At 74.0% G+C, this 12768-nt stretch carries 14 protein-coding genes; 10 read left to right on the top strand and 4 right to left on the bottom strand.

All coding sequences use genetic code 11. The features are described from left to right. Genes ABTW87_RS21885 through ABTW87_RS21895 form a run of 3 tightly spaced genes read right to left on the bottom strand, consistent with a single transcriptional unit; the run spans position 1 to position 4178 of the window. Complete coding sequence (locus ABTW87_RS21885; protein WP_350652793.1) at positions 1-3453, bottom strand: ATP-binding protein; 3453 nt, start codon at positions 3451-3453, stop codon at positions 1-3. A 34-nt stretch (positions 3454-3487) separates the two neighbouring features. After that, positions 3488-3850: a hypothetical protein gene (locus tag ABTW87_RS21890; RefSeq protein WP_164448629.1), complete on the bottom strand. Its 363-nt coding sequence runs from the start codon at positions 3848-3850 to the stop codon at positions 3488-3490. A 13-nt stretch (positions 3851-3863) separates the two neighbouring features. Beyond that, positions 3864-4178, bottom strand: coding sequence for a hypothetical protein (locus ABTW87_RS21895; protein ID WP_130320750.1), 315 nt, complete (start codon positions 4176-4178; stop codon positions 3864-3866). Between the two features lie 342 nt (positions 4179-4520). Here ABTW87_RS21895 and folP point away from each other — a divergent pair, with 342 nt between their 5' ends. The 7 genes from folP to ABTW87_RS21930 all read left to right on the top strand — a co-directional run bounded on the left by folP (position 4521) and on the right by ABTW87_RS21930 (position 9092). After that, the gene (gene folP / locus ABTW87_RS21900) at positions 4521-5402 is read left to right on the top strand and encodes a dihydropteroate synthase (protein WP_350652794.1); all 882 of its coding nucleotides are present in this window, start codon (positions 4521-4523) and stop codon (positions 5400-5402) included. Beyond that, positions 5399-5764, top strand: a complete 366-nt coding sequence (gene folB / locus ABTW87_RS21905) for a dihydroneopterin aldolase (protein ID WP_350652795.1) — start codon at positions 5399-5401, stop codon at positions 5762-5764. Before folP ends, folB begins: the two co-directional genes overlap by 4 nt. Further along, positions 5761-6288 carry a 2-amino-4-hydroxy-6-hydroxymethyldihydropteridine diphosphokinase gene (folK, locus tag ABTW87_RS21910; RefSeq protein WP_350652796.1) on the top strand — a complete coding sequence of 176 codons (528 nt, stop codon included), beginning with the start codon at positions 5761-5763 and terminating at the stop codon, positions 6286-6288. Before folB ends, folK begins: the two co-directional genes overlap by 4 nt. A 19-nt stretch (positions 6289-6307) precedes the next feature. Next, positions 6308-6847, top strand: a complete 540-nt coding sequence (locus tag ABTW87_RS21915) for a DUF3180 domain-containing protein (RefSeq protein WP_350652797.1) — start codon at positions 6308-6310, stop codon at positions 6845-6847. A 106-nt stretch (positions 6848-6953) separates the two neighbouring features. After that, complete coding sequence (locus ABTW87_RS21920) at positions 6954-8180, top strand: ABC transporter permease (protein ID WP_350652850.1); 1227 nt, start codon at positions 6954-6956, stop codon at positions 8178-8180. 49 nt (positions 8181-8229) lie between these two features. Next, on the top strand, positions 8230-8544 hold the full coding sequence (locus ABTW87_RS21925) for a hypothetical protein (protein ID WP_350652798.1): 315 nt from the start codon (positions 8230-8232) through the stop codon (positions 8542-8544). A gap of 50 nt (positions 8545-8594) precedes the next feature. Further along, positions 8595-9092, top strand: a complete 498-nt coding sequence (locus ABTW87_RS21930; RefSeq protein ID WP_350652799.1) for a hypothetical protein — start codon at positions 8595-8597, stop codon at positions 9090-9092. A gap of 24 nt (positions 9093-9116) precedes the next feature. Here ABTW87_RS21930 and ABTW87_RS21935 read toward each other — a convergent pair whose 3' ends face one another. Next, entirely contained in the window at positions 9117-10136 is a 1020-nt protein-coding gene (locus ABTW87_RS21935) for an ABC transporter ATP-binding protein (RefSeq protein ID WP_350652800.1), read from the bottom strand. 2 nt (positions 10137-10138) lie between these two features. Between ABTW87_RS21935 and ABTW87_RS21940 the strand changes: the two genes are divergently transcribed. From ABTW87_RS21940 to ABTW87_RS21950, 3 genes are all read left to right on the top strand, one after another. Then, positions 10139-10828: an ABC transporter permease gene (locus ABTW87_RS21940; protein ID WP_350652801.1), complete on the top strand. Its 690-nt coding sequence runs from the start codon at positions 10139-10141 to the stop codon at positions 10826-10828. After that, positions 10801-11556 (top strand): ABC transporter permease, encoded by a 756-nt coding sequence (locus ABTW87_RS21945; RefSeq protein ID WP_350652802.1) that lies wholly within the window; start codon positions 10801-10803, stop codon positions 11554-11556. The genes ABTW87_RS21940 and ABTW87_RS21945 overlap by 28 nt, the downstream gene beginning before the upstream one ends. Positions 11557-11736: 180 nt before the next feature. Beyond that, the gene (locus ABTW87_RS21950) at positions 11737-12741 is read left to right on the top strand and encodes a glycine betaine ABC transporter substrate-binding protein (protein WP_350652803.1); all 1005 of its coding nucleotides are present in this window, start codon (positions 11737-11739) and stop codon (positions 12739-12741) included. The last annotated feature ends 27 nt before the right edge of the window (positions 12742-12768 follow it).

The raw sequence follows: 12768 nt of genomic DNA on the forward strand, positions 1-12768 counted from the left end.
TCACGCCTCCAGATCCGGTGCGACGGAGGGCAGCACGCCGGCCGCTGCGGCCACCGCTGCCGGTGTGGTGTCGAGGTGGTCGAGCAGCCCGTCGACGTACGAGACGTCGACCCGGACCTTCTGCACCCGACCGTCGACGTCGCGCATCACGAACTCGCGGAAGCCCAGCCGGGAGGCCGAGGTGGCGTCGGCGGTGGAGAGGGAGGCGAGGGTGGCCTCGTACCCGTCGTTGACCGGCACCCGCAGCAGCCGCAGGGCCTCGGAGGCGATCTCCGCGTCCTCGGCGATCCGCCCGACGAAGACCGTGGAGACCAGGTTCTGCACGTCGAGGCCGAGGATGTCCTTCGGGTTCTGCGAGGCGACCAGGGCGGCGAGGTTCCACTTGCGGGAGTCGCGCGCGAGACGTACGAGGAACGAGCGGCCGGACCGCCAGCCCTCCATGAAGTGCGCCTCGTCGAGGCCGACCAGCTTCCGCGACGACATCGACCCGCCGTAGCAGCGGCGGACCGCCAGTCGGTGTGCGGTGTGCAGCATGGGCAGGGCCAGGGCCTCCTCGGCCGACCAGTACTCGCGCTCGATCTTCAGATCGGGCAGGCGGAGCCCGGCCATCGTGATCACGGTCAGCGCGGCGTCGGGCCCGAGCAGTCCCTCCGGGGGGCGGCCGAAGAAGAGCATGGCAAGCGGCATCTCGGCGGTGTCCAGCAGGAGGTTGGACAGCTCCTTGCCGGCGTCGTCGTCGAGCTGCCCGAGGGTGGTGACCACATCGTCCAGGGTGGACGTCTCCTCCGCCGGCACCTGCCGGACGGCGTGCCGGAAGAGCGTGGCCGTCGACGCCTCGCGGGCCACCTGTGGCGGCACGAGCATCATGCAGATGTCCTGTACGAGCATCCGCCGCTCGGCCCGGGCGTTGGAGACCGCGATCTCGAACTCCCGGTCGCCGGCCGCGCCGGTGCCGAACTCGCTGCGCAGCGGCGTGGGGATGAGGGAGTACGGTGCCAGGGTGCCGTGCTCGGAGCCGGTCAGGTTGAGCACCCGCGCGTACGGCGCCAGCTCGGGCATCGCGCAGAGCCGGGCGAGCGGGCCGGACGGGTCGAGCAGCGTCACCTGCACACCGCGCCGGGCGGCGAGGTATCCGAGGGCGCCGAGCAGGGTCGACTTGCCGCCGCCGGGCTCCGCCACGAAGACGGCGAGCCCCGAGCGTTCCCGGACCTCCATGGGGAAGTGCAGGTCCAGGAAGACCGGCCGACGGCAGGTGCCGGCCGTACGTCCGATGAGGTCACCGCGGCGGTCGCCGACGGTCGAGGCGGCCTGGGGGAGGGCGGCGGCGAAAAGGTTGACCGGCATCCGGCGGACGTAGCCGGTGTTGGCGATCGGCTCCCCCGGAATGAACTCGCGGGCGAGCCAGTCCTGGTTCTTCGGGTGCTGCAGCGAGATGCGCAGCTCCCGAGAGTAGAGCTGGATCAGCCGCCGGGCCCGCTCCAGGCACTCCTCCCGCGTCCGGCCGCCGACCGCGATCCGGTGCCAGCCGTGGGCACGCGCGGAGTCGACCGGCAGGCCGGTGGTCATCTCGTCACCGATCACCAGGGCTCGCTTGGCGAGGCGCTCCAGCTCGGGTGGCGCGTCGATGCCGTGCTCCGCGTAGTCGAGCTGTTGGGAGCGGATCATCCGCAGCCGGTGCTCCAGATTCCGGAAGGAGTCCCCGGAACCGAGGATGTCGACCCGGCTGGACAGTTCCATCGGCCAGGGCAGCCGCTCGTGGAAGTGCAGCCACGGCTCGTGCCGCTCGGGGATCTCCAGTGGCTCCATCCGGCCCACGGCGAGCACGGCGACGTGCCGCTCCTCGCCGGTCATCCGGTTGACCAGCTTGACGGTCGAGCCGTACGGCGTGCGGTAGCGCTCCACCTGCTCGGTCAGGGCGAGCAGGTCGCCGCGTTCCCAGCGCCCGTCGGTGACCGGGGAGAGCCGTCCGGGCGGTGCCATGCAGAGGGCCACCGAGCGGTAGAGCAGCCACTCCAGCTCCTGCGCGGTGACCCGTCGTCCGCGCATGCCGAAGGCGCCGAGCACCTCGTCGAACTGCTCGACGGTGCGGCCGAGCCGGCGTCGCTCGCCCTCGGCGACGCCCCGACCGAAGGTGCGCAGCATCCGTTCCACAAGCGAGTCACCCAGGGAGCGCCGGGCGAAGGTCACGCCCAGGTACGTCTGCCCCTCGGCGTGGTTGACCGACAGCAGGTGGCGCTGCGCCGCGACGAGGTGGTCGGCCCAGCCCGGAGTCCCGGGGACGTCGGGCAGCGGCGCGCGGGTGTGCGAGTCGATGGTGCGGGCCCACTCGTCGGCGGGGAACGGGCGGGTGGTGCGTCTCAGGTGCAGGCGGAACCCGGCCAGCCCGGCGTACTGCTCGGAGATGGCCGAGAGCAGGGCCTCCCGTTCGGCGTCCGGCCGGAACGCCCAGCGCACCTCGGGCAGCCAGTACCAGGCGGTGACGGTGTTGGGGGTGAAGGTCAGGTGGCCGGCGATCTCGGTGATGGCCAGCTCCACCGACGGGTCCCGGTCCCCGAACTTGATCTTCGGTGCCTTGACCCGTACCGGCTTGGTGGGGCGCTCCGGGCGACTGGCGGAGCGCTGCCGGGGCGGGGCGAGGTCGCGGGTGCCTGTTCGTTCGGGCAGGTGATCGCCGGCACGGCGGTGCCGTGGCTCGGTCGGCGCGACCGCGGGTGCCGGCTCGTCCGCCGCGGGGCGGACCGCGGGGAGGCGGTCACCGGCCTGGTGCGGCACCCGGGCGGGCCGGACGGCCGGCGCCGCGTCCGACCCGTACGGCTCGGACGCCGGCATCCGTTCCACCGGCGCGGTGGACGGCGGGACCGCCGGCGCCAGCTCGGCGGGGGACGCCGGCGGAGTGATCGGCAGCTCCTCGGGGGCCCGTGCCGTGCGGGCCCGGGTCGGGGCGATCGTCGGTTGCTCACCGGTGGCCCAACCGGAGCGGGACCGGGGCGGATCGACCACCGGCTGCTCACCGGTCGACCAGTCGCCGCCCGCCCTCGGCTGGCCCGGGGCGGACGGGGACCGGGTCGCCTGGACCCGTGCGGCCGGAACGGGTGGTTGGTGCGGTGGCGGCGGCGGACCGGCGGTGGGTTGCAGCGGGATCGCCGGCTGTTCCCGACCCGGTTGCCGGGCCGGCGTGGACCGGGCCGGTCGGGTCGCCCCGAACAGGTCCAGGAAGGGGGAGTCGATGTCGGTGCCGTCGCCGGCTGCGGGCTCCGCGGGGGCCCGGCGCGGCAACGGACGGGGTGCCTGGAAGACGCCGACCCCGCCGTAGCCCGGCGTGGTGGCCAGGGCCGGATCGAACGCAGCCTCGTCGAGGTCGGTCGCATCCGCGTAGTCGTGCGACCGCGTACCGTCACTGCGCGGAGCGGCCGGCCGCCCGGCCGGGGATCCCGGCGTGGAGGAGCGACTCATGCGACCGCCTCACCCGCGTCGTTGCACTGCCCGGTCATGCCAGTTCCTCCCGGATCCTGATCCGGCTGCCGACCAGGCGGGGGTCGCGTTGCTCGGCGGCCGGCTCCCGGGTGCGCCGCCAGTCGGTGAGCGCGGTGCGGATCACCATCCGCGCCGGCCGGTCCGGGTCGACGTACCGGAAGACGAACGAGGTCGTCACGATCGCGAGGGCGATCTCCCAGGCCGGGAAGAGCTCGACCCGCAGCGTGAACAACCAGTGGATGAACATGTAGAGGGGAACGAGCAGCATGAACAGCCCGTACTGCGCGTACGGGAGGTGGACCGGAAGGGTGTAGCCGGGCGGCCCGAGATAGACCAGGCGGGCCCGGTAGATGTCGTCGTCGGTGCGCAGCCGCATGTCCTGCCCGCGCCTATTCGAAGATCAGGTCGATCAGGTAGTCGCCGACGAAGAAGAGGGTGGCGGCTCCGGCGATGAAGGCCAACCCGACGATCGCGATGGCCGAGCTCGTCAGCACCTTGGAGATCTCGCCCCGGCTGGCGCGCCCGATGAAGATGACGCCCAGCACGGCCAGCAGGATCGGAGCGATCTTGCTGGCGAAGAAGGTGACGACGCCCTCGGTGTCGATGCCCTTGGGCGCCGGTTCGGCGAGTGGCGTCGACCCCAAGGTGGACAGAGCGTGGGCGGCGGCGGATGACGCCGTCTCCATCAGCTCGATGGCGATCACTGGAACCTCCCCATAACGCGGCCGGCGGCGCCGCGGCGGTGCAGTAGGCATGCCTGGCGGGAACGGTGCTCAACGTCGCGCGGCCACGACGCCGCGTTCGTCACCCACCACGGTGAGTGGTGAGCTCTGGGCGGATTTTCCCGCTTCGGCCCTCCCTCCAGGCTTCGCCATCTCGATGCTGGGCAATTCCAAAGCGTACGGCCACCCACCGTCTGCGACAAGGCGCGAAGAGTGGACCTGATCCGGCACCGGTGTCCGATCGTACACCTGTTCTAACGCGCATGTCAGCACCCCTGGCCCGGGCGGCGCCGGACCGTCCGCGGGGACCGGTACGGTCTATCCGTGACCGATCTGGTGCGGGCTGCGGCCCCGGTGGTGATGGGCGTCCTGAACGTCACGCCGGACTCCTTCTCCGACGGCGGACGGTACGCCGACCTCGATGCCGCCGTCGCACACGGCGTGCGGCTGCGCGGCGAGGGCGCCCACCTGGTCGACGTGGGCGGGGAGTCCACCCGGCCGGGCGCCGACCGGGTGGCCGCGGAGACCGAGGCCGCCCGCGTGCTGCCGGTGATCCGCGAGCTGGTCGCCGCCGGGGTGGCGGTAAGCATCGACACCACCCGTGCCCGGGTCGCCGAGCTCGCGCTCGCCGCCGGCGCGGCCGTGGTCAACGACGTCTCCGGTGGGCTCGCCGACCCGGACATGGCCCGCGTCGTCCGGGACGCCGGATGCCCGTGGGTGCTGATGCACTGGCGCGGCCACTCGCGCACGATGAGCGAGCTGGCCCGCTACGGCGACGTCGTCGCCGACGTCCGGGCCGAACTCGCCCAGCGGGTCGACGCGGCACTCGCCGCCGGGGTCGCGGCCGACCGCATCGTCGTCGACCCGGGGCTCGGGTTCGCGAAGACCGCCGCGCACAACTGGGAGCTCAGCGCCCGCCTGTCCGAACTGCTCGACCTCGGCTACCCGCTGCTCTTCGCAGCCTCCCGCAAGTCCTACCTGGGTGCGCTGCTGGCCGCGCCGGACGGCACGCCGCGGCCGACCGGCGACCGGGAGATCGCCACGGTCGCCACCAGCCTGCTGGCGGTGGCGGCCGGCGCCTGGGGCGTCCGGGTGCACGACGTCCGGGGCACCGTGGACGCGCTCGCCGTCTGGCGCGCCACCGGTTCGCCCCGCCTGACGGCCGCCGCGCCGACGGGCGCCGGATCTCGGGGAGGAGAGGAGTGACCGACCGCATCGAGCTGACCGGCCTACGAGCACACGGCCGGCACGGGGTGTACGACTTCGAGCGCGCCGAGGGCCAGGACTTCGTGGTCGACGCCGTCCTGGAACTGGACCTCGCCCCGGCCGCGCGTTCCGACGACGTGGCCGACACCGTCCACTACGGCGAGCTGGCCGGGCGGCTGGTGGCGGTGGTCAGCGGGGAGCCGGTCAACCTGATCGAGACCCTCGCCGACCGGCTCCTCGCCGTGTGCCTGGAGGATCCCCGGGTGCGGACCGCCACCGTCACGGTCCACAAGCCCGAGGCGCCCGTCCCGCACGCCTTCACCGACGTGGCCGTCACCATGACCCGGGCGCGTGTCCGGTGACCCGCGCCCTGCTCTCCCTCGGCAGCAACCTGGGCGACCGCTTCGGCCACCTGCGGTCGGCCGTCGCCGCGCTGGGCGAGACGGTTCTGCTGGTCTCCGGCGTCTACGAGACCCCGCCCTGGGGCGACGCCGACCAGCCCGCGTACCTCAACGCGGTCCTGCTGGCCCAGGATCCCGCCGCGACGCCGGCCGACTGGCTGGAGCGGGCCCGGGCGGCGGAGCGCGCGGCCGGGCGGGAACGCGACCCCGCGCGACGCTTCGGGCCTCGCACCCTCGACGTCGACGTCATCGCGGTCTGGACGGAGGACGGTGCGCCGGTGCTGCGCGACGACCCCGAGCTCACGCTGCCGCATCCCCGTGCCCACCTGCGCGCCTTCGTCCTGCGGCCGTGGATCGACATCCAGCCGTACGGGCTCCTGCCCGGGCACGGCTGGCTGACCGACCTGTTGAACAGCGGGCCGGCGGCCGCGGACGCGTTGGAACTGCGTCCCCGTCCGGATCTGGCGTTAGAGTCGACGGCATGAGGCAGTGGAGCCGGTGGGCATGACGCAGGCGAAGTCTCCGCCACCGGGCGGCACAGGTCCCGGCCGGATCGGCCCCACGCGGATCTCCACGCTTGTGGTCGCCGGTCTCGCGGCCGCCGCGGTCGCGTGGCTGCTGATCAGCTTCCTCTATTACGACTACCTGCCCGACGACCTGCCCTGGCTGCCGGTGGTCACGCTCGCCGCGCTCGCCGTGCTGGAGGCGTACGCCGCGGCCAACACCCGCGCCCGGATCGAGCGCCGGCCCGGCCGCGAGCCGGTGAACGCGCTGCTCGTCGCCCGCTTCGTGGTGCTGGCCAAGGCCTCCTCGCTGGCCGGCGCGATCTTCGCCGGCTTCTACGCCGGCCTGACCGGTTGGCTGTTCGTGGAGAGCACCGAGGCCGCGGCGGACGACCGGACGGTGGCCGGCGCCGGTGTGCTCGCCTCGCTGGCGCTTGTGGCCGCCGCGCTGTGGCTGGAGCGGTCCTGCCGCGTCCCGGAGCAGAAGGACGACGAGGACCGCGAGCCCGGCGACCGGGAGGACCGCCCCGGCCGGCGTTGAGCAGGGGCTTTCGCCAGGCTTCGCCGCGCAGGTACGGTGCCTGCGACCGGAGAGCAACGGCCGCGCCGGTCCGCCCGCGCGCGTCGGACCCCGGACGGGCGGCCACCTGGAAGGCGGGCGCATGGGGTACGACCAACCGGGGCGGGAGTCCGCCGACACCTCGTCCGGGATCCCCGCCGCTGTGCTGGAGAACGTCTTCGACGATCCGGCCCACGGCGAGCCCGGCCGGGACCGGCTCGCCGTGCACGTCGTGTGGGAGGTCCTGCTCCTGGCCGGGGTCGCCGCCGTCGGGTACCTGTTCTGGAAGGCGGATCCGGACGCGCTGCGTGGCGACGGGCTCCGCGAGCTGCTGGCGGACGGGGTGGTGCTCGGGCTGCTGGCGATGGCCGCCGGGCTGAGCCTGCGTACGTCCGGGGTGAACCTGGCGATCGGGCCGGTGGCCGTCGCGGCCGCCCTGCACATGGCGGAGCAGGGCGACCGGGGCGTCGTCGCCGCGATCGGCCCGGCGGTCGCCGTCGCCGCGCTCGGTGGGCTGGTCCTGGCGCTGGTGGTCGGCGTGCTGCACGTCCCCGCCTGGGCGGCCAGCCTCGCCGCCGGCGCGGCGGTCGTCGGGTACATCGAGCGGCGCACCGCGCCCGTGCTGCCGCAGGGCGGCTACGACCTGGTGCAGGACGCGCCGTACCTGTTCGCCGGGTTCGCGGCGGTCGCGGTGCTCGGCGGGATCTTCGGCGCGCTGCGGCCGGTCCGCCGGCTGGTCGGCCGGTTCCGGCCGGTCGTCGATCCGGCCCGCCGCCGAGGCGTCCTGGCCGCCGTGGTCACCGGTGGCGCGCTGGTCGCGTCCACCGTGCTGGCCGCGCTGGCCGGGTCCCTGCTGGGGACCGGCGACGCCGGGCCGGTGGCCCCGACGCCGGGCCTGGACTGGACGGTGCTGGCGGTCGGCACGGCACTGCTCGCGGGTACCAGCGCCTTCGGCCGCCGCGGGGGAATCCTCGGCGCCCTGCTGGCGGTGTCCCTGGTCACGCTCGTCATCGCGGACCTGCGGGCGGAGGGCCATTCGGTGAGCCGCTGGGCGGTCGGTGCGGCGGCGCTCGGCGTCGGGCTGGTGGTGACCCGGCTCGTCGAGGCGTACGGTCGGCCGCCGGCCGGCCGGGCGGTGCCGGCCGACGGTCCCGACCCCGACGGCCGGATCAGCACCGGCTGGAGCGTCCAGCGCGCCGATCCGATCGGCGACTGGCCGCCGTCCCTGCCGACGCAGTCCGTCGAGAGCCCGGGGGACCGCTGGGACCTTCCGGAATGGGACAGCGGACGGCATTGGGACTCCGGGGACCGCTGACCTCGCGTCCACCGAGCCGGCGGTGATCTCGCCGGTTAGGCTCGGCGGCATGACCGACACACCATCGACGTCCCCCAGCGGCCGGTCGTTCGAGGAACTGGACGCACTGTCCACCGAGGAACTGCGGGAGCAGGCGTTCGCGGTGGCCCGGGAGCACCGCGACGTGAGGTTCTTCTGGTCGGTGCTGCGTCACCTGCCGAATGCCGACGAGGCGGCCGCCCTGGACGGTGCGCCGAACTCGGTCGGGCCGACCGTCGACGAGGCGGTGGCGCTGTGGCGGGAGTTGACCGGTCACGGCTACGAGGAGTCGGCCCCGCTGCTGCGCGCGGCCTTCATCGACTACCTGATGAAGCACCCGGAGTGACCCGCCCCGGGCAGGTTTGCTGCCCACCGCCGCCCGGGCACTGAGTGATCATGGCGTTGACCAACCGGGCCGGTACGAGCAGCCGGTACGGCACGGCGGCGGGCACCGGCGCCGCGGCGGCGTTCCTGCTGGTCGCCGTCGGGGGGAGCCCCGCGTACGTGGGGTGGGCCGGGGCGAACACCGACGAGACGTCGGCGGGCGGGTGGTTCCTGCGCCTGCTCGCCTGGCCCGCCTGGTCGTACGACCCGGACGTGCCGGGTGGACTCCTCGCCGCCGACCTGCGGGCCGTCCTGCTGGTGGGCTTCGCGGCGGCCCTGCTCTACCTGCTGCCGGCCGCCCAGGCCGCCCGGGTGCCCGGTGCCGCCAGCCAGTTCCTCACCGGCTGGGCCGCGTACGCCCTGGCCGGTGGCCTCGCCTCGCTGGTGGCCGCGTTCGCCGCTGCGGACCCGTCCCTGCTCGCCGCCGTGCAGGCCGGCGGCACGGGAGCGACGTACGGCTTCCTCACCGGCTGGGTGGTGGGCACGGCCAGCCTCGGCGGCCGCGCCTGAGGACCACCCCGGGCGGGCCGGGTGTCAGTCCCCGGCGCGCGGGCCGGCCGCGTGGCCGAGGTCGAGCAGCCCGGCCCGGGTGAGGACACCCACCGGCCGTTCCTCCTCGGTCACCACGACCCGGTCGACGGCGGAGGTCAGCAGGACGCCGAGCGCGTCGTACGCAGACCCGCCGAGCGGGACGGTGGGCAGCCCTTCCACGCCCCCGGAGGCGGGGAGGGGCTCGACCGCCGCCCGGGTAAGCGGGGTGACCGCCAGGCGGCGGATGCCCCGGTCCGCGCCGACGAACTCGCGGACGAACGGGGTGGCCGGTGCGCCCAGGACGGCGGCCGGCGTGTCGTACTGCTCCAGGCGACCGCCCTGGGAGAGCACCGCGATGCGGTCACCCAGCCGGACCGCCTCGTCGAGGTCGTGGGTCACCAGGACGATGGTCTTGCGCACCTCGGCCTGCAACCGCAGGAACTCCTCCTGCAGCCGGGTACGCACGATCGGGTCCACGGCGGAGAAGGGCTCGTCCATGAGCAGCACCACCGGGTCCGCGGCGAGCGCCCGGGCCACGCCGACCCGCTGCCGCTGACCGCCGGAGAGCTCGTGCGGGTAGCGGCCACCGAATCGCGCCGGGTCCAGGCCGACCAGCTCCAGCAGCTCGGCCACCCGTTGCCGGCGGCGTTCCCGGGGCCAGCCGAGCAACTGCGGCACGGTGGCGACGTTCGCGCTCACGGTCTGGTGCGGAAACAACCCGACGTTCTGGATGACGTACCCGATGCGGCGGCGCAGCCGGACCGGGTCGACCCGGGTGACGTCCTCGCCGCCCAGCAGGATCCGGCCGCCGCTCGGCTCGATCAGCCGGTTCACCATGCGCAGCACCGTCGACTTGCCGCAGCCGGACGGACCGATCAGCACCACCAGTTCGCCGGCGGCCACGTCCAGAGTCAGTTCCCGGACCGCCTCGGTGCCGTCCGGGTAGCGCTTGCTGATCCCGTCGAGCGAGATCGACGCGGCACGCGTCCCGTCGCCGCCGGATGCCTGCGGGGTAACGTCCACACGTGTCCTTCCGTCTGAGCTACCGGGCCGACCCGGGCAATCCCTGGTTCTCCGGGCAGTACCTGCGGGACAACTCTGACACGATCCTCGCCGCGCTGCGGGAGCACACCTCGCTGACCGGGCGGGCGGTGCTCATCGCCGTGCTGGTGGCGCTGCCGTTGGCGGTGGCGGCGTACTGGTTCCGTCCGCTGGCCGGCCCCATCCTGGCGGTCACCGGCGTGCTGTACACGGTCCCGTCGCTGGCATTGTTCGCGTTCCTCGCGCCGTACCTGGGCATCGGCGCGGTGACCGTGCTCAGCGTGGTGGCGCTCTACGCGCTGCTGGTGATCGTCCGCAACGCGCTGGCCGGGCTCGCCCAGGTGCCGCCCGAGGTGCGGGAGGCGGCCGAGGGCATGGGGTACGGCCGCTGGGGGCGGCTGTTCCGGATCGAGCTGCCACTGGCCCTGCCCGGCATCGTGACCGGGCTGCGGCTGGCGACGGTCTCCACGGTGGCCCTGGTGACGGTGGGCGTGGTCGTCGGGCGGGGCGGGCTCGGCCAGTTGATCTTCGCCGGCTTCCAGAACAACTTCTACAAGGCGCAGATCATGACCGGCACGCTGCTGTGCGTCCTGCTCGCCCTGGTGCTCGACCTCGCCCTGGCCGGGGCCGGGCGCCTGCTCACCCCGTGGCTGCGCCGCCGGAGCCCGGCGTGAGCGCGGCGAACCCCATCGAGGCGGCGGTGGTCTGGCTCAACGACCCGTTGAACTGGACCAACCCCGGCGGCATCCTGGACCGGCTGGGCGAGCACCTCTCGATGTCGGCGGCGGCGGTGGCCCTGGGCTGCCTGGTCGCCTGGCCGATCGGGCTCTGGCTCGGGCACCGTGGGCGCGGCGGCGGGCTGGTCGTGCTCGTCGCCAACCTGACGCTCGCCGTGCCGACGCTGGCCCTGCTCACCATCCTGCCGTTGACCTTCCTCGGTTTCGGCCGGCCCTCGGTGGTGGTGGCACTGGCGGTCTTCGCGGTGCCGCCGCTGCTGGCCAACGCGTACACCGGGGTGCGGCAGGCCGATCCGGAGGCCCGGGACGCGGCGCGGGGGATGGGCTTCTCCGGCTGGCAGTTGCTGCGCCGGGTCGAGCTGCCGCTCGCGGTCCCGTACCTGGCCGCCGGCTTCCGGACGGCGGCGGTGCAGGTGGTCGCCACCGCCGCACTGGCCTCCTTCGTCAACGGTGGCGGTCTGGGGCAGATCATCCGCGCCGGTTTCGGCCTCGACATCGCCGCCGGTGGTGGGCAGATCCTCGCCGGCGGTCTGCTCGTGGCCGGGCTCGCCGTGCTGGTGGAGCTGGTGCTGGCCCTGGTCGAGCGGTTCGTCACACCGCGGCCGCTGCGCATCGGGCGGCGGCGCGCGAGCCGCCGGGCCGCCGACGCGGTCACCGGTGCGTGAGCGTCGACTCAGTGGCGCGGTGGTGTCCGGGCACCGGTGACGATCCGGTGACGAAAGCCCGCCCCAGGTTTGTCGTACCCGTCCGGAGGATGTTGTGTGGGAGGTACGGGCGGCCCGAGTCGCCCGTCGGACACGCGGCCGGCCCGGAGGGTCGCGCCGGGACACGGAAGGCGGGCAGACATGCGCGCACGTACACGTTTGGCGATCGGCGCCGTCGGCGCCCTCACGGCGGCCGGGCTGCTGACCGGTTGCGGTGAGGCCGGTTCGTCCGGCACCGACGCGCCGGAGTCGGCCGCGTCGGGCGCCGGATGCGCACCGGTGGCCGGTGACGAGCTGGTCGTCCTGACGGACGACAAGAAGCTCCAGAACAGCGACAACGTCATCCCCGCGGTCAACGCCGACGTCGCGACGCCGCAGCTCGTCGCCGCGCTCGACAAGGTCTCCGCGGCACTGGACACGCCGAAGCTGATTGAGCTGAACAAGGCCGTGGACGTCGACCGCAAGACCCCGGCGGTCGCGGCGAGCGAGTTCGCCGGCGCCAGTTCCCTGACCGCCGGCATCGCGAAGGGCCCGGGCGGGCCGATCGTGGTGGGCGCGGCCAACTTCAGCGAGAGCCAGACCCTCGCCGAGCTGTACAAGATCGCGCTGACGGCCGCCGGCTACCAGGTCACGGTGCAGCAGGTGGGCAGCCGTGAGCTGTACGAGCCCGCTCTGGAGAAGGGCGAGATCCAGGTCTTCCCCGAGTACGCGGCCACGATGGCGGAGTTCCTCAACACCAAGGCGAACGGGCCGGACGCCCAGCCGGTCTCCTCGCCCGACCTGGACAAGACGGTCGCCGCGTTGAAGGAGGCCGGAGCCAAGGTCAACCTGGTCTTCGGTGCGCCCTCCGCCGCGCAGGACCAGAACGCCTTCGCCGTCACCAGGGCCTTCGCCGACAAGTACGGCGTGCGGACGCTGTCCGAGCTGGCCGAGAAGTGCTCCGGCCAGGCGACGGTCCTGGCCGGCCCGCCGGAGTGCCCGCAGCGGCCGAAGTGCCAGGCCGGGCTGATCGAGGTCTACGACTTCCGGGCCGGGTCGTTCAGCTCCCTCGACGCCGCCGGGCCGCAGACGAAGAACGCCCTGAAGACGGGTGCCGCCAGCGTCGGGCTCGTCCTCTCCTCCGACGGAGCACTCGCCGCGGGCTGACACCCGCCCCACCTGCGGATCTACTGG

The sequence above is a fragment of the Micromonospora sp. NPDC126480 genome (genome assembly GCF_040302465.1).
Taxonomy (GTDB): Bacteria; Actinomycetota; Actinomycetes; order Mycobacteriales; family Micromonosporaceae; genus Micromonospora.

Bases quoted from the DNA above. Each gene is read 5' to 3' on its own strand.
- ABTW87_RS21930 (WP_350652799.1), top strand. From the start codon at position 8,595: ATGGCGTTGACCAACCGGGCCGGTACGAGCAGCCGGTACGGCACGGCG.
- ABTW87_RS21890 (WP_164448629.1), bottom strand. From the start codon at position 3,850: ATGCGGCTGCGCACCGACGACGACATCTACCGGGCCCGCCTGGTCTAT.
- ABTW87_RS21915 (WP_350652797.1), top strand. From the start codon at position 6,308: ATGACGCAGGCGAAGTCTCCGCCACCGGGCGGCACAGGTCCCGGCCGG.
- ABTW87_RS21925 (WP_350652798.1), top strand. From the start codon at position 8,230: ATGACCGACACACCATCGACGTCCCCCAGCGGCCGGTCGTTCGAGGAA.
- ABTW87_RS21885 (WP_350652793.1), bottom strand. From the start codon at position 3,453: ATGAGTCGCTCCTCCACGCCGGGATCCCCGGCCGGGCGGCCGGCCGCT.
- ABTW87_RS21950 (WP_350652803.1), top strand. From the start codon at position 11,737: ATGCGCGCACGTACACGTTTGGCGATCGGCGCCGTCGGCGCCCTCACG.